Raw genomic sequence first — 18,207 nt, forward strand, 5'->3', positions numbered from 1 at the left:
GCGCGGGGGAGGGGCCATGTCTGAGTTCGAAGACCGCCAAGTCGAGCTTGCCGCTGCCCACGCCGAGGTTGAAAATCAGGATTGCGCATTGCGATCTGCACGCGCGGCTTTGGAACGCAGCGGTCGTGCCCGTTGGCTGCAAGGGCGTGGCGGTGAGAACCCGGATGCAGCCGCAGAGCTGGACGCGCGCCTTGCCGAGCACGAAGCGGTCGTGACAGATCGACGGGCGCGCCTTGCAGAGGCGCGTCTGATTGAAAGGGACCTGGTGGCGCAGTTCGCCGCCGTACACCCGCGCGAGCGTATCTCCAATCTGAACGACCGTATTCCCATCTGTCTGGTGCCGTTGCGTATTGAAACGCGATTCAAACCAGCGGATGAGACCGATGGTGACACTGGGCAGCTTTGGGTGCGGGTATACCCCGACGATTTCTCGGTCGACAGTTTCGAAGACACGCCGTCAGATACCGAAGCGCAAAGCGCGCGCGCCTATTGGGCCGGGATTTGGGCAGCAGGGGATGTCGAAGCACAAGAGCGTGGCGCCTGGGCTGTGATGATGGCCGGGCAGGGCGCTGGGCGATCTCACTGGATCACGCAGGCCTACATGCCGCTGAACGAAGCCGACCGCCCGGATCCGCCTGAAACCGGCGCATGGATCGTCCTGACCATCCCGACCCGCTCTCCGCTGGGCCCTGCCGAGGCCGATGCCCTGCGGACGTATTGGGCCGCAACCTGGACTGCAGGCGAAGACCTTGCTGCGCAAGCCGCTGCGCTGAGCGCGCTGGAGGCTGCAACAAATGCGGCGCGCGCCCAGGAGTTACGCGAAAGCTACATTCCTACCAACCTCGCGGACACTCCGCCCGAGGGCGTGGCCCGTGCGGATGTGCAGGTGCAGGTCGCCTTTCTGCATTTCCCCACCGACGAGGATGCCGGATTGCGGCTGCAGGGCTGGGCCACAACACCACGCGCGCGGCTGTTGCCGGATCGTCTGGTATTCATGGGTCTCAATGATGGCGAAGTGACCGAGGAACACTTGGGCGCACCGATCCAGCCGGATCTGGCGGTGGCCCCAGATCCACAGGCCGAAGAGGATGAACAGATCCGCCCTGATGGTGATGATCTAAAGGTCGGCGATGAAATGGAATGGCTCACCGACTTTGATAGGGCCGTTTCGGTTGGCATGGGCTTTCGCATCCCGCTGGATCCGGTGGCATTTCGCCGTGGATTCGACAAGGTTCTGATCTTGGGCATGCGCCTGCGCGATGATGCCGAGGAAGGTCGTGCCGGGATGGAAGACCTGATCAGCCGCCATCACCGGTCCAAATCCGGCTTTACGATACTGCCGCAGGGACGGCCCACAAACAACGTGGAAAGCGCTGCCTCGGATTACAACTGGCGCGAAGATCCCGATGTCAGTTTTGATCACTATTTTGGCGCAGCCCCGCCCGACCCCGCAGGTTGGTATGACAAAACCGATGGGCGTTGGTTGGCCGAGATGCTGGGACTTGACCCGGGGGCGTTGCGCGTGATCCCGCATTACGGGCGCACCGATATCTGCGATGCCAAGGCGATGAATGTGGCGCTGTGGCCTGCAACGCTTGGCTATTTCTGTGACACGAAGCTGCAACCTGTGCTTGAGGATGCGACGATCCGGCGGCTGCGCGATTTCTTCAACCGGCATGTGACGGCGCGCGGCAATATCCCGGCGATCCGTGTTGGGCGACAACCCTATGGTATCTTGCCGGTCACACCTCGATCACGCCTGCGATGGATGGCGCCGCGACACCGCGATCCGATTGGTGCGGCCAGTGTGAACACTAGTGCGCTTGGGGGCGATCCATTCCTGCTCCGCCTGTATGGCATGATGCGGCAGTTCGAGGGTGATCTTGAGCCGCTTTTGGATCGCGTGTCTTTCATCGGCAAGCCTGGCACCACTGACCCACAGCAGGTGTTGTTGGATGTTCTGGGGTTGCATCCCGGTTCCGTCGAGTTTCAGCAGCGCTATGCCGAGAGCTTGCAACAACTGTATAACCGGATGCGGCTGAGCGGGGCAGGTGGCGGGTTGCTCGCGCTTGTCATTGCACTGGGATACGCTACCAGTGGGCTGAATTTGCTAAGGGAATACGGCTATGACCCCAATGCGGAAGACGCCGAAATCCCGTCCATTCTGGAAAAGTACTTCACCCGCGCGCCCAATAATCTGAGCGGGCCGCTGATCGATGATGTGGCGCTGTCGGAAACGGATGCGATCCGCGCCTATACCGATACCGGGCAGAATTATCTGGCTTGGCTGCGTGAGGCGGCGGCGACCTCTCATGACACGCTGCGCAAGCAAGAGGGCTTCGCCGATGGGCGGCCCCGCGCGTTGTTGTATCACATGATGCGCCACGCGCTGGACTTAAGCTATGTCGAGACCAGCGTGCAACTGTTCGTCAATGCCGGATTGATGACCTCGATTGAAGCGCGACAAGCCCGGCGTGAGCCGGAATTTATCCAGGTGAGCGAGGCCGCGCTGGCCGATCCCGCGCAAGAGGCGGCGGGCAATTCGCGCTGGGCGCGGTTGTACCAGCGCGAGGCAACGATCACAGGAGTGGCTGATCGGCGCATTGGCGATTTCATCCCGACGGTGATGAACACGATGACGGCCACGGCCTATCTGAGCCGTCAGTTGCGCGCACTGGATCATCTAAGTGGGCGGCCCACCGCCGCATTGGAACGGTGCTTTGCCGAGCATTTGGATTTGTGCACGTACCGATTGGACGCTTGGTATGGCGGGTTGATGAGCGCGCAGCTTGAGCAGATGCGCTATTCGGCGCCTGTTGATCTGGATGGTGACGGAGAGCTGGACCGGGGCGAAACCGGCGTGCAAACCGGGCTATATGTTGGCGCTTGGGGATATCTTGAAGACGTGCGGCCCGAGTTCAAGAATCTGGAGCCTGTGCGTCTAGACGGTGAGCTGGGGGCAATCTTCAACACACCGGACGCGCCGCCACTGGCCCGCGATGACAAGAACCAGGGATATATCCACGCGCCATCGTTGAACCATGCGGTGACAGCGGCGGTCCTGCGCAATGGCTATGTATCCAACGCAACCCCGGGCAATCCCGAGAGTCTGGCGGTGAACCTGACATCCGAACGTGTGCGTATGGCGTTGTCGATCATCGAAGGGATGAAGGCCGACCAAAACCTTGCCGCTCTGCTGGGGTATCAGTTCGAACGTGGCTTGCACGACCGTCACGATGTCGAGGTGGATGAGTTCATCTACGATTTGCGCAAAGTGTTCCCGCTGGCCGGGGACCGGCTGCGACCGACCCGCTCAGGCAAGGCGATCAGCATTCGCAAGGTCGAGGCGCGCAATGTGATTGATGGGCTGGAATTCGTTGATCACCTGAAAGACGGTGCGCAGGACTACCCATTTGGACTGGGTGATGATCTGCCTCCGGCAAGCCCGGCGCAAGCCGCCGCAATCAGTGATGAGGCAAAACGTCTTCTGGATATTGCCGATGCCGTGGCCGATCTGGCAATGGCCGAAAGTGTGCATCAGGTGGTGCAGGGTAATTACGACAGGGCAGGCGCTGTTCTGAACACCTATTCCAAAGGTAAATTCCCGGTTACGCCCGATGTGATCCGCACGCCGCGCACCGGTGTGAACCTGACGCACCGCGTTGCGCTGCATCTGCCGGTGGCGTTGGATCCGGCCGATGCCGCCCGCATTTCGCCGCGTGCGCGCTGTGAACCGGCGCTGGACGCCTGGCTGGCCGGGGTGCTGCCCGATGCCGGGCGCGTTGCCTGTGTTGTCGAGTTGATCGGGCCGGATGGTGCATCGCTTGCTGAACACGAGGTCAGTCAGGCCGACCTGGGACTGGCTCCACTGGACATGCTGTACGTGCTCGACCCCGATGATGATCGGGCGGGCAAGGCGCTGGATGACATGATAGAGGCGCATGTGATCCGCACTCATGCCCCGCGCCCGGATGTGGCGATGACGATCCATTATCGCCGCCGTATTGGTACGCTGGCCGGGCATGTGCCGTTCTTTGAATTGACGGCGATGATCAAACCTTTGCGTCGGATGTTGCTTGAATCGCGCCCGCTGCGACCAACCGACATGGCCCTGCAAGACGAGGCAACCGAGACACAGGACGTGAGTGTCTCGCTTGATCCACAACGCATTGCCCTGAACCGAACAGCCATGGCTGCGGCGCGAGACGATCTGGATAGTTTTGCGGTTGCGTTGTCGGCACAAATCGACGCCGACCCGCAGCCCACCGCCCAAATCGTGACACAGATTGATGTCACCGCCGACGATTTCGTGACCGCTATTCTTGCGGCGCAGCCCTTTGCGCAATTGGAGGCCGGAACCGGGGTGATCTATGGCGACCGGAGCCGGATCTTTGCAGGGCTGCAAACCACGCTCACCGACCGGGTGCAGCGCTTGGATGACCGGCTGGCCGAGTTCGATGCGGCGATCGCTACCTTTGACGGAGATCCCGGCGCGGGCGACAATGCTAAATTCGAAACACTGATCCTGGCCGAGCGGCTGATCGCAGCCACCAACACCGACCCGCAACCCGCCGACCCGGATGCTTATCGCAACGATCTGGTGAACACTGCGCGCCCCGCTTTCGTCGCCGGACGCGACGCGCTGGCAGCGATTGGCCCAGCACAGGACACCGCTTCCGGCCTGCATGACGCCATCGAGGCACGGCTTGCGACCTTGGCGGATTTCGACACCGAGCCGCTGGACCTGAGCGCTCATGTCACCGGCATTGTCACATTGGCCACTGACATGGCAAGCCGTGCGGCGGGCATGGCCGCTGAAATGACGACGCGCCTGGAAGCGGTGGACGCTTTGATGACCCAAGCGGATTCGCAAACTGATCCACGGCGACAGGTTGAAGACCGGACCAAGGCTGCGCAGGCGATCTTTGGCGACGATTTCCAGATGGTGCCCAGCTTTGCCCTGCCTCCCCTTCAAGGGGCCGAATGGCGCGCAGCCTGGGGGTTGGGGGCTACAGCCGATCGCGCGATCCTGTCCTATCAGGAAACCACGCTGGGCCGACCCTTCCCAGTGGATGATTTCATGACCGGTTTTGCCCGGGTCCGGGACAAAATCGGCGCCTTTGAGACCGTCACCCAATTGACCGAGGCCTTTGGCACCGCCGATCCGGCGCTGCAGCCGCTGCAATTTCCGCACCGGCCCGATCTGCCTTGGCTGGCGCTTGATTATCCGCAGACCTTGCCGGATGGCAGCGATCTGGTGATCGACGAAGACAAGCTGCTTTATACCGCCCACTACGCGGTGCCCTTCGACGAAACGCAAGATCAGGCCGGGTTGTTGCTGGACGAAATGACCGAGACCATACCCAGCCGGACAGAAGATACCGGCCTGACTTTCCACTATGATCGGCCAAACTCTGAGCCGCCACAAAGCCTGCTGCTGGCTCTGCCTGCCGAATTCACCGGGGCGTGGCGCTGGGACGATCTGGTGGACAGCGTACTGGAAACCATGGATCTGGCGCGCAAACGGGCGATTGAACCGGACCATATCGACACCACTGGCTATGGGCGGTTCCTGCCCGCAGTGATCTCAGCTGTGACCCTCTATCCGCTGACGGCGGCGCTCAACTTTGCGGAAAACAACAATTTTTCTGCCGTCATGGCCAATATTGCACAAGGAAACAGTGATGAATGATTTCGTTGCCCTTTCGAATATCGAGGCGGTGTTCACCGCCAAACGGACATTGCCGACGGTCACTTTATGGAACCGTCTGGAAGGGCGGCCGCGCCGGCATGATTTCGATCGTGCGCTTCAGGCCGAAGTTCGCGATGCGCTGTGGATGCTGACCAAGCAATGGCAGATGGGCGAATTCAAGGGCGACGACGCGGGATCACCGGTCACGGCCAAGGTGCATTTTGAAACCTCTCAGCTGACCAAGTATCGTCCGCGCGGCCATGATGCCGAAGCCTTCGATGACGATGTCCCGCTTGAGGCCAAAGTGGAACAGCGCCCGATCCCCTTTGAAGCGGGCGCGCAACCAATGGCAATCGATATCCGTGCCGAAATGGGCCGCCGTTGGCTTAAACTCGTTGACGGGATTGAAGTCGGCTTGCGGCAGAAATTCATCAATGAGTTCGGCTTTGACGAACCTGACCCGTCGGTGTCCGCAGATGCCGCCGTCTGCGCGCATCTGGACAGTTGGCAAGCGGTCTCGGCGTTGGCGGGCCGGGCAATGGACGGCTATGAGCTGCTGCTTTGGTTGCGCACGCCCGGCCAGCATGCGCATGACCGGATTACGCTAGACAATGCGGCGAGTGCCGGACCCATCGAGGATGCCGAGGCGGTGTTCCTTGCCTGGTATGAACGGTTGTTTTATCAGCCTGACGAAGGGGTCGGTGATGCCTGGCAACCACCTAAGCTAGAGTATTCCTTTGATACATCGGCGCCTATTCACGGCGGTGATGAGGCCCATCTAACGGCGGATGAGTATTATCACGGCCATCTGGATTGGTATAATCTGGATTTCGAACCGGGCGGCAACGGGCTTGGTCCGGTTGCGGATGCCCCGGCACCGGCTGATGTTCTGGACGCGACCACGTCGAGCTTCCTGCCCACTCCGATCAGCTTTGAAGGTATGCCGCACACGCGCTGGTGGCGGTTCGAGGACGGCAGCACCAATTTCGGCGACGTGGATCCTGACACGACCGAGATCAACAAGCTTTTGGTGATGGAGTTTGCGCTGGTCTACGCCAATGATTGGTTCATGCTGCCGCTGACGATGCCTGCAGGTACCTTGTCCAAGGTGCGGGGGTTGAGCGTGACAAACGTCTTTGGCGAACGATTGTGGATTGAGGCGGCGGGCAAAGGCGATGACGAGGATTGGCAGCGTTGGTCGATGTATAACCTGGCGACGCGCGGCTCGGATGACATTCCGGCTGATACCAGTCTGCTTGTGATCCCTTCGGCACCGAAAATCCACGAAGGTCGTCCGCTAGAGGCCGCCGAGTTGATCCGCGACGAGGTGGCGAACATGGTCTGGGGTATCGAAACTCGGGTGCCGTTGCCGCATGGTCAAAGCCGCTTCGGACGCCGTACCGGACACGAAACCCGGCGCTATTTCAAAAGGTTGGTCGAAGATGACGGCCCCTTGCCCGACCCCCCCGATCCGCTGGAAAACGACGCCGCGTGGCGTTACCGCGTGATGACTCGCGTCCCGGAAAACTGGATCCCCTTTGTGCCGGTACATGTACCCGGCAGTACCCGCGAAATCCAGCTACGCCGGGCCGCTATGCCCCGCCTGATCGACGGCGATCCAAACCCGCCCGAACCGATCCGTCCGCGCACTGCGTTGCTGCGCCACAATCTGGGCAGTGGCGATCCGTATGATTTGCACGAAGAGGAAGTGCCCCGCGCAGGTGCCAAGATCAGTCAGAGCTTTCAACGCACAAGGTGGTATGGCGGCGAAGTGTTCACCTGGCTGGGCGTGCGCAAACAGACCGGCCGCGGCGAAAAGTCCAGTGGCCTGCGCTTTGATCAGCTGCGGCGCAAGCGTCGCTGAAGCTAGTTTTGATTGTAACGAGTGCGCACTTGTTGCAGGTCTGTCGCACCCATCGCGTCGATAGGTCCTCTTTGCGGCAAAACCAAACCTTCGCCAGACCATCAAATTCCAGATTCATATTTCTGCAAGTGTTCAAGTATTCTATTCATGAAACGCTCACACAAATTAATCAATTTGTCGAATTTTCAATGGGAGCCATTTTCGCTCTACTGGCTTTGGCCTGCAGGTGGTCAGCAGTGTGCCATGGTGCACGAAAACCCAATCGAAACGGGATAAACAGACCGCTAAACGGCTATTGTGCAGCCTAGTCTATTGATAAATCCTTGTTTCACTTTGCGCGCGCTGCCGTCATCGAGACAACGACCGGAGAGTGTCCGGCATCGGCAAAAACTATCCAAGCGAAGCTATTTCTCTTTTGTGCAATTTGAACTCGAAGCATTCCGTTGTAGAATGAGTGGTATTATCAAGCAGTTCTGATTTAGACGGAAACCGTCCGAATGCGTCCGTCTGGCCGCTAGAGGTAAAAGACAATGCCTGTCTTCGTCGTTCTTACCGATGCCAATATATCTGATCCGTCATTCTGGGCGGGTCTGGACGTCGGCCCGGACAGTACAATCGACGCGCGCGGTATCAGTGACAATTTCCAGATCACCATAACTGGTAGCTCTATTACTTTTTCCGACACATCCACCGGCACGACCACGACCTACACCGATGCGGATCTGGCTGCGGGATCGTTCAACCAGTTTGTCCAGTATCAAGGCAACGATGCCGACAGTAACGTTAGCGGATCGGTCGGCCTGAATGGCAGTGGCTATACCGGTGGCAGCGGTAACGATACCTTTCAGGACGACGGCAGTCTTGGCGGCACTCTGACCGGCGGCGATGGCAATGATACGCTGATCGGCGGCACCGGGAACAACAATATTAACGGTGGCGACGGTGACGATCTGTTGCGTGGTGGTTCAGGGTCGAACAACCTTTCCGGCGGCGAAGGCAATGATGTACTTTTTGGAGAAGACGGTTCCGGGAACCTAGATGGCGGCGAAGGCGACGACATCATTAATGCGGGGCTTAACACGGTTTTCGTCCAGGGCGGAGCGGGAACTGATAGTCTGGTCCTGCCGGCGGGATCGACATTCGTACCGTTCTCGCCCGGCTCAACAGGGGGTAACGTCACCCTGCCCAACGGCAATACTTTCGTCTATGTCAATGTTGAGAATGTCACGGTCGCCTGCTTTACTGACGGTACGCCAATCAGAACACCCAAGGGAGATATGCTGGTCGAAGACCTTGTCTGCGGCGATCTGGTTGAAACCTTAGATCATGGCCCAAAACCGATCCGGTGGATCGGCAAACGGACTGTTTCCGGTCGCGGCAAGCATGCTCCAATCTGTTTTCTACCGGGCTCAATTGGCAACAAGCGGCGGATCCGACTTTCTCCACAACATCGCGTTCTATTGTCCGGTTGGAAATGCGAGCTTTGGCTTCAGGAACCTGAGTTGCTTTCCGCCGCGAAGCATCTGTGCAACGGCGACCGGATATTTCGCGAGCCCTGCGATCAAGTCACCTACACGCACTTCATGTTTGACCAACACGAAATCATCTTCTCTGACGGCGCGCTTCTAGAGAGCTTTTTCGCTGGCGATTACATTACGCAAGAGGAACAGGCAGGTTACGAAGAACTGACCGAAATCTTTCCAGAGTTATTGCACGGAACGAAAGATACGCACACTACAGCTCGACCGGTCATAAAGCGCTTCGAGGCGAGCCTGTTCAGTAGCCCTGAGCTTACCTGATCGAAGCATCGTGATACTTACGAGATTGGATTTGGCGCAAATTTTGATGCCTCGTCAAAGCGGGCTACTGCACCCAACCGGGCAGCCCTGGCATCGATGTTATGTCTGGAACGTAGGTCCCGATCGTCACAAATTCCCCACGCGCCATGTTCGTAACCCTTAGTTTGCTGAACATGTTGGCAAGCTCCACCGCGACTTGTTTAAGGGTGCTGATCTGCCCCGCCAGGTTCAAAAGAACAACAAGCAACAGGGGAGGGAGATCAGTTCGAGCATCAAGGCTCCTATGAGGCGCAGGCGGGGTGATCACGGCCATCGCACCAAGATCGGCTGTATTCCTCAGACCTTGAGCGGATGGGTCAAGCAGGCCGAGAAAGACAGCAGGATGTGAGACGGTATCCCCACCGAGGAAAGGGAGCGGATCAAAGCTCTCGAACGTGAGGTCCGCGAGCTACGCCAAGCGAGTGAGATCCTCTGCAAGACAAGCGCCTGTTCTGCGCAAGCGGAACTCGTCCGCCCGCTGAAGCGATGATCGCCTTCATTGAAGCTCAGCGCGTTGTTCACGGTACCGAGTCGATCTGCAGGGTGCTGCCGACTGCGCCGTCAACTTTCTATCATCAACTTGCATGCTGCGCTGTGCGGTAGAGCGCCGACTGAAACAGATTGGCATCCGGGGTGCCGCGCGCGGATGAGTGGCCAAAACAACGGTCCCCAACACGCCAGCGCGATGTCCACCTGATAAGGTGAACCGCGTGTTTCGGGCCCCAGCACCAAACTTGATGTGGGTCAGTGATTTACGTACATCTCTGCCTAGCAAGACATTGTTCTCGATGCTCTGGAACAAGCCCTGCATGATCGACGCTCTGTCCAGAAAGAGGGATTGATCCATCACTCGGATCGCGGTCGGCAATACCCGTCCAAACGATACACAGAGCGTTTGGCTGAAGCCGAGCTCGAGCCGTCGGTCGGCCGCGCTGGCGACAGTTACGATTATGCCCTCGCTGAGACGATAACGGTCTCTACAAAACCGAGCTTGTCTATCAGCCGGGGCCCGAGGCGCAACGTGCAGGATCTGGAAATGGCCACCCTCGTATGTATCGATTGGTCGCGCGAAATGAATCTAAGGGCCTCCGGCTAAACCGGAGCGATTCAGATTCCGCATGTTGAAATGCTCGATTCGGCGTGGTCGAAGCGACCTCTCAATGATCACCCTGCTTCCTCAGTGTTTGACATGGATCGGGCATTGGTAGCGTTGATGGCTGGCGCGCGTCAAATTGTTGCCACACCCCTAACGTAGACTGCTTTCAGATGTAAATTCACTTGCCTGAAATGATTGCAAAAACACGGCCCAAAATGAAGCCAATGCTCGCCACCATACTCTTCAAGCCCTTGCTTCGAAACGAACGAATACTTGCCTAATGCCGAATTAACTATACCCGGCAATCAACTCGGCATATGGCATGTATATAGGAAAAAGAATCCAAACCTTTCCCGGCACAGGTGTCGTGCTCGGGAACGCTCATTTCGACGGTAACGTCACGCTTTAGACTGTGTCCTTGCGGTAACCGGTATGGATTTTCGACCTAAAACCAGGACTGACGCCTCGCATCAAAGTTGCATAATCCTTAACAAACAGTTTAGCCGTTCAAATTAGTTCAGAATTTCAGTAAGAACCCGAAAGCAGAAGAATGTTCACCAACATACCCCGTCCCTCAGCTTCTTCCCCTCTCAGTGCCATTCAGGGTAATTATGCCTTTGGTGATGGGAATCCCAATACGGTTACGACCATCACGTATAGTCTCGCCCAGTATTTGGACACAGGGGCTTGGACGCCAAGCCTCAGAGCGCAATTCAAAATGGCTCTGGATGTGATTGAGTCGGTGGCGAACATAAATTTTGTTGAAACAAGCATCGCCAGCGCTGATCTGATCGAGGTTGTAGCACCCAGTTCGTTTTTTTCGCGGCCGTCAATTCTGGGCTTTCACCAGGCTCCGGTCGCCGGGGGCAGCACGCCATTGTATGGCGCCTTCAACACTGATTACTGGAACGCCTCGAACGGTGCACCTGGCGGGTATTTTTTCACTACGATTCTGCATGAGCTTGGTCACGCTTTGGGTTTGGGTCACCCTCATGATGACGGGTTAGGTTCTTCGGTGATGGCTGGTGTGACCCAGCCATTTGACTCGTTCGGTGTAGCGGGCCTGAACCAAGGTATTTTTACCGTCATGTCCTACAATGACGGGTGGACCAGTCAAAATGGCATCCTGCCTTTATCCGCAACCTCTGGTGGCTCTACAGGGCTTGGTGCTTTGGATATAGCGGCGTTGCAGGCAATGTATGGCGCCAATACCTCGACCAACTCTGGCAATAACACTTATACGTTGGATGCGGTAAATGCTGCGGGAACCGGCTATCAATCCATTTGGGACACCGGTGGTATCGATACATTGGCACATATCGCCGGCAACGATGCCGTTCTGGACCTCCGCCCGGCGACGCTTGACTATTCAGCCACGGGTGGTGGAGCGGTCTCGTCTGCCTCAGGCGTGAGAGGTGGATACACCATCGCCCATGGTGTTGTGATCGAAAATGCGTCCGGTGGATCGGGCAACGACATAATCTTTGGCAACCTTGCGTCGAACGTGCTGTCTGGCAACGCAGGCAACGACGTCTTCTATTCCTTGTCCAACGGCTATAACGGCAACACAATCAATGGCGGCAGTGGCAACGACGTGATCTATGTCGCTGCAGGAGCTGGTGTAGATGTGGTCAACGGTGGGGGCGACAATGACATCGCAGTTGTATCCAGCAACGGCGGATCTTTCATCGGCGGTTCGGGCTTCGACACGATCCGGTTCGTCTACACCATCACTGACTACCTATTCCTGAACAATGGTACGACTTTCGGGTTCACAAATCTTATTAACGGTGTCACGTTTACTGTTTCCAATGACGTAGAGACGTTCCAGTTCTCCAATGGTTTGCAGGGGTTCACTCAAGCGGGTGTGATGCAGGCCATGCAAATCAGCGACATCGAAACCAATGGTACGGTTCTGCAACATGCGGCCCACGGTATCTATGTCCTCGATGGAGGATCGGACAATATTGCCTTGAAATTGAATGGCCAGGTCATCGGGCAAAACTCACTAGCAGGTTGGAGCGCTATTCAGGCTGAAGAAACAGCAACAGGCTTCCGCCTGCTTTGGCAGAATGTGAACGGTACTTATTCAGAATGGACTCTGAACAGCCAGGGCGAAGCTACAGGTGGCTCGAATGTTGCCAATGTTGTTGATTTGGAGACGGTGTATGGGGCCGATCTAAACGGTGACAACAACATTGGTCATATCACCACAACGGTTGAAAGTGCTGGCGCTGTCACGCTTCAGAATTCGACACAAACTGGCTACATCATCGATGGCAAAGATTTGATCTGGAACGGGCAGAACTTTGGCCCAAACACTCTGCCGGGATGGACTGTCATCCAGGCCGAAGCTTTTGAGATCGATAGATACAAAGTGCTGCTGCAAAACACTGACGGCACCTATGTCGAATGGATTTTGGACAGTGATGGAAAATTTGATAGCGGTGCGGTTGCAGGCAACGTGTATGACCTAGAAGCATTCTATGGCGCTGATTTGAATAACGACAGTGCCGTTGGTCATGTCACCACAACCGTTGAAAACGCTGGTTCTGTCACGCTGCAGAATGCGACACAAACCGGCTACATCATCGATGGTGACAAGGAATTGACCTATAATGGGCAGAACATTGGCCCAAACACTCTGCCGGGGTGGACCGCGCTACAGGCCGAAGCAATTACCGGCGGCTATAAAGTTCTGTTGAAGAACACAGATGGCACCTATGTCGAATGGACGCTGAACAGTGCTGGCGAATACGTCGCTGGTGAGGTGATCGGTAACGTCGCCGATGTCGAGACCTTCTATGATACCGATATCGATGGCGACAACAACGTCGGTCATGTTGTCACGAATATCGAAACCAACGGGTCCGTGAACCTAGCCGTTTCGACGCAAGATACATATGTTGTGGATGGCACCAAAACTCTGACCTGGAATAATCAGAACTTTGGCCCAAACACTCTGCCGGGATGGACTGCGCTACAGGCCGAAGCTTTTGGGGGCGGCTACAAAGTGCTGCTGCAAAACACCGACGGCACCTATGTGGAATGGACTTTGAACAGTTCCGGAGCTTATGTCAGCGGTGCGGTTGCAAGCAACGTGTATGACCTTGAAGCTTTCTATGGCGTCGATTTGAATACCGACAGCACTGTTGGTCATGTCACCACAAGCATTGAAAGCGCTGGCGCTATCACGCTTCAGAGTTCGACACAAACCGGCTACATCATCGATGGTGACAAGCAATTGACCTATAATGGGCAGAACATTGGCCCAAACACTCTGCCGGGGTGGACTGCGCTACAGGCCGAAGCAATTGCCGGCGGCTATAAAGTTCTGTTGAAGAACACAGATGGCACTTATGTCGAATGGACGCTGAACGGTACTGGCGAATACGTCGCTGGTGAGGTGATCGGCAACGTCGTCGATGTCGAGACCTTCTATGATGCCGATATCGATGGCGACAACAACGTCGGTCATGTTGTTGTCAGCAATATCGAAACCAACGGGTCTGTGAATCTGGACGTTTCGGCGCAAGATACATATGTTGTGGATGGCACCAAAACTCTGACTTGGAACGGGCAGAACATTGGCCCAAACACTCTTCCGGGATGGACAGCATTACATGCCGAAGCTTTTGGGGGCGGCTACAAAGTTCTGCTGCAAAACACCGACGGCACCTATGTGGAATGGACTTTGAACAGTTCCGGAGCTTATCTCAGCGGAGAGATTATCCCTGACGTTATCGATGTCGAAGACTTCTACCAATACGACATCAACGGCAGCGGAACGGTTGGCTACGCCTTACCGAAATTTGCGCAATTCCAAAAGCAGGCCCCAATTGTGGACGACTCTGACGAGATTCACTTTGTTGAAATTCAGAGCGACGCGCCGATGGAGACCGATCAGGAGATGATCTGGAACTCATTGCAACGAGACGAAGCCCCAGAGGTGGAGCCCGTGCCATCCAAAGACGTTGACGTTGCAGGGTTGGGTCTTCTTGATGATCTGCTGAATGACGATGTCTTTTTGATCTGAGCTTGTTGGTATCGGGTGGCGTGACTTAGCCGTACCCCTGGGCGGCTCAGCTGTCTGACATCGGCGTTTCTGGATCATTGGGATCAGAACCAAAGTCGGACGGTTCGATACATTCTCTGCTCGTGGCCCTCAGCCGACATTCGCGGATCCCAGCCGGGGTCCCTGAAAGCCGTTGTTCGTGGAAACTACAACATTATGCCCATACTCGAGGGTTGCAACGCGCACTTTCACAAAGACTGCGTGGTTTAGTAACGTCACGCTTAGCTCGAAGAGGCGTTCTAACGTCAAGGCCAATGACATCTTGTGGATCATATGGGCTTCTTGTGGGGGGTCGTATTCCGCGGCCGTTTGGGGGAATACTCATGCGCATCTAAGCCGCGCTATTATCGTCGAAAACTCATGGGCCGTGTCTCGCCATTGGGGCAGCGTAGATGACCGTTGTAACGACAAGCGAGAGAGCCGTTGTGCCTCGCGCGTGTTCTGAATGACCCGTTGCAAAGCATCTGCCAAGCCGCCAGGATCGTCGGGCGCAACTAAAATCCCAGCCTTGCCAACTGTTGTCGGCACGGCACCGACACGGCAAGAGACGATTGGTAACCCGTACATCATCGCCTCGCTCAGCACCATGCCGTAGCCTTCGTAGCGCGTGGCCAAAACAAAAACCGATGCTGCATTGAAACGGGCCGTCAGGGCGTTCTCATCAAGCTCGCCTGTAAAAGTGACGCGCGCGTCGATGTTAAGCGCGCGTGCCTGCTTGAACAAGGCGGCGGCATAGTCCCAATCATGTGTCTTGCCTACGATTTCGGCCTGCCAAGGGAGGGCTTCGAGATGCCCTAAAGCGTCTAGTAAGACATCGTGACCCTTACGAGGTGCCAAAAGCCCGACGGAGAGAACGAGCGGTGGATCAGAGAGCTGACGGTTCACAACCGGCCTATCAAAACCGGGCGGTGCGATTGTGATCCGGTGTGCTTCTGCACCAAAATCATGGCATAAAATGCGCGCTGTTTCAGAGCTCGGAACCACAACATGATCGGCATGGCGCAAAGCGGCAGCTTCATTTTGCAGCAGAAAAGCGGAACGCGCTTTGGGCAGTCCGGTTTCCAGGCCAAGAGGATGGTGGATCATCGCAATGATTGGCGCTTGAACTTCGGCAAGACCGTCGGGATCGATTGCCCCAAAAACAAGACCATCCAATATGATTGGTTGATCCGAGGGCACAGCGCACAGGGCATCCAGAGCCGCCGCCATGTCTGCGGTGGTAGGATCGGGAAAGCTGTCCGGCAATCGCAAATGAGCTATGCTGCAGCCCATCTCGTTCAATTCATGCAGCACACGGGCTTCATATATGAAGCCTCCGGTGCGGCGATCCTTGTCGCCCGGGATAGCAAAAACGGCTTGAATCATCACACCTGTTCATTCGCGTATATGCGCAGGACCCTATGCTCCACTGCGGCGACAGCGGCATAAACCACCACTGCGACAACCGCGAGGATCACAACGCAGGACCATAGCATGTTGTAGTTGGATGTGCTCGCCGTTGTGGCCATCAAAACGCCGATGCCTTTGCCTGTCGCAAGCCATTCTACTGTTGTGATCGCCAGCAAAGCGGCTGGCACGGCCATGCGGGCAGAGGCGAAAAAGGCGGGCAGCATTGCTGGTATTTGTGCTGCGCGCAGCAAGTGCCAGCGACCGGCGTCATAGCTTCTGAAAAGGTCAACGACCTGACCGGGCGTTTGGCGAAGACCCTGCTGGCAGGCGACAAATGTCGGGAAGAAGATCATTACTGCGACGACGACCACGGTCCCGACCAGACCGCGCCCGAAGGCAAGCACCAGAAGCGGTGCAGTCGTGATGATCGGCACAGCACGCAGCGCTACTGCAACCGGCATTGTTGCGCGGTTCAATGTCGGCGACAAAACCACCAATGCGGCCAGCGCCGCGCCAAAGGCAAGGCCGGCAAGGTATCCAGGTAAGGCAAAAGACAAGGTTTCAGCGAGAGCCGACAAAACTGTGTTCCGATTTTGCGCCTCGGCCAGAAAGGCCCACACATCGCCGGGACGTTTCGCAAAAAAGCGGTTGAGATCTAATGCATCCATCGACACTTGCCAAAGGATCAGCACGAAAGCCGTAGTGAACCCAATCTCGACCAGGTACTTCCATGGTCTCTGACGTGCAGAGACGGCAGGTGCCGACAACAGAATGACGGGCCTGTACGCAACGACGCGCTGACCAAACCAGCCGATCGACCCATAAGCGATCATGGCGATCAGTGCAGCAATAAGCGCCAGCGCCCATGTCGCATTTGTGTCCAACCCCCGCATGGCGCGCAAGGTCAGTACACCCAGCCCTCGTTCTGCACCCGTGAACTCGCCGATCATGGCCCCCAAAAGGGCGGCAGGTGCGCTGATTTGTAGGCCCACGAAGAGATATGGCAAACTTGCGCGCGCCCGCGCGCGGATCAGGGTCGACATCGGACCACGGCCATAAACGCGCATCAGATCAGTCCAAGTTTGTGACACAGCGCGCAAGCCGACGAGTAGCGTGAGTAGGGTTGTGTAGTAAACTGCCAAGGCGGCAAGCGCGATCTGTGGCCCAGTGCCTGGCCCAAACAACACGCGCAAAATGGGTCCACTGGCAATCAACGGCACGCAAAACACAAGCAGGCAAGCGGCAGATAGCGTTCGCGCGCTGCGGGGGAAGACGACCATTATGGTGCCCAACCCTATCGCTGCGAGATTCCCCCAGACAAAGCCCTGTGCGGCGTTGACAGACGTCTCTAACGCAGCGCGGGCAAGCAGCGCGGCATTGTTTGATACATATCCCGCAATTGCCAAAGGACTGCTTACCAACAGGCTGCCCGGCACCAAGCGCAAAGCACCTTCCCATAAAACCAACACAACACAGAGCCATATTAGCAAGCGCAGTACGGTCATATGCTGTCCTCTAAAACGGCGAAGATCTCTTGCGACAAGGCTGCGAACTCTGCAGTCTGGACAAGTTTACTGTCCCGGGTCCCTGTCAGTGCAATCGGGATGTCCGCAACCACGCGCGCGGGGCGCGGTGACAAGACCAAAACACGGTCGGACAAAAGCACGGCTTCCTGCACTGAATGGGTGACAAGCACAACGGTCGCCCCACGGGATCGCCAAAGCGGTGGCAGATCTTCGTTTAACCGTCGACGCGTCATGGCATCGACTGCACCGAAGGGTTCGTCCAGCAACAACACATCGGGTTCTGAAATCAAGCTGCGTGCGATCGCGACGCGTTGGCGCATACCGCCTGATAGCTCACCCGGGCGGTGGTCGGCAAAACCGCCAAGTCCCACAAGGTCAATCAGCGCATCAACATCACCCACGGGTTTGCGCGCCAACTCGGCTCCAAGGGCAATGTTTGCGCGCGCGCTGCGCCAGGGCAGCAGCGACGGATCCTGAAAGGCCATGGCCAATGCTCCGTTCCGAGCAACCGTCCTAGGTGGCTCTGCACCCAGTGCTACCGTCCCGCTGTCTGGCGTGTCGAGCCCAGCAATCATCCGCAATATAGTTGACTTTCCACACCCTGAAGGACCCACGAGCGCGGTGGTCTGCCCTGCGGCAAGCGTTACAGAAAATGGTATAACCACTTCGGTTCCGCCAAATCGTTTGGTGATGCTATCGCAGTGAATGTCTACGCTGGCCATGCCGC

The 18,207-nt window shown here is 57.0% G+C and carries 7 protein-coding genes, 1 pseudogene and 1 other annotated feature; of the genes and pseudogenes, 5 read left to right on the forward strand and 3 right to left on the reverse strand.

Going from position 1 to position 18,207, the window contains the following annotated elements; all coding sequences use genetic code 11:
• Nucleotides 1-16 precede the first annotated feature (16 nt).
• From Q1B13_RS21690 to Q1B13_RS21710, 5 genes and pseudogenes are all read left to right on the forward strand, one after another.
• On the forward strand, nucleotides 17-5,692 hold the full coding sequence (locus Q1B13_RS21690; protein WP_299083756.1) for a hypothetical protein: 5,676 nt from the start codon (nucleotides 17-19) through the stop codon (nucleotides 5,690-5,692).
• A complete protein-coding gene (locus Q1B13_RS21695; protein ID WP_299083753.1) occupies nucleotides 5,685-7,556 on the forward strand; it encodes a hypothetical protein in 1,872 nt (623 codons plus the stop codon). Before Q1B13_RS21690 ends, Q1B13_RS21695 begins: the two co-directional genes overlap by 8 nt.
• A gap of 530 nt (nucleotides 7,557-8,086) precedes the next feature.
• Entirely contained in the window at nucleotides 8,087-9,355 is a 1,269-nt protein-coding gene (locus Q1B13_RS21700; protein ID WP_299083751.1) for a Hint domain-containing protein, read from the forward strand.
• A gap of 264 nt (nucleotides 9,356-9,619) precedes the next feature.
• A pseudogene (locus Q1B13_RS21705) lies at nucleotides 9,620-10,457 on the forward strand (IS3 family transposase); the annotation flags it as partial.
• Nucleotides 9,839-9,955: a sequence feature (AL1L pseudoknot), on the forward strand. It overlaps the preceding pseudogene by 117 nt.
• Nucleotides 10,458-11,040: 583 nt before the next feature.
• Nucleotides 11,041-14,526: a matrixin family metalloprotease gene (locus Q1B13_RS21710; RefSeq protein ID WP_299083748.1), complete on the forward strand. Its 3,486-nt coding sequence runs from the start codon at nucleotides 11,041-11,043 to the stop codon at nucleotides 14,524-14,526.
• Nucleotides 14,527-14,886: 360 nt separating this feature from the next.
• Here the strand turns inward: Q1B13_RS21710 and Q1B13_RS21715 are convergent, their stop codons facing one another.
• Genes Q1B13_RS21715 through Q1B13_RS21725 form a run of 3 tightly spaced genes read right to left on the reverse strand, consistent with a single transcriptional unit; the run spans nucleotide 14,887 to nucleotide 18,202 of the window.
• Nucleotides 14,887-15,930: a glycosyltransferase family 4 protein gene (locus tag Q1B13_RS21715; protein ID WP_299083745.1), complete on the reverse strand. Its 1,044-nt coding sequence runs from the start codon at nucleotides 15,928-15,930 to the stop codon at nucleotides 14,887-14,889.
• Nucleotides 15,930-17,459: an ABC transporter permease gene (locus tag Q1B13_RS21720; protein ID WP_299083742.1), complete on the reverse strand. Its 1,530-nt coding sequence runs from the start codon at nucleotides 17,457-17,459 to the stop codon at nucleotides 15,930-15,932. Before Q1B13_RS21720 ends, Q1B13_RS21715 begins: the two co-directional genes overlap by 1 nt.
• Nucleotides 17,456-18,202, reverse strand: coding sequence for an ABC transporter ATP-binding protein (locus Q1B13_RS21725; protein ID WP_299083739.1), 747 nt, complete (start codon nucleotides 18,200-18,202; stop codon nucleotides 17,456-17,458). The genes Q1B13_RS21720 and Q1B13_RS21725 overlap by 4 nt, the downstream gene beginning before the upstream one ends.
• Between the last annotated feature and the right edge of the window lie 5 nt (nucleotides 18,203-18,207).

Origin of the sequence: uncultured Ruegeria sp. (assembly GCF_947489545.1) — a bacterium.
GTDB lineage: Bacteria > Pseudomonadota > Alphaproteobacteria > Rhodobacterales > Rhodobacteraceae > Ruegeria.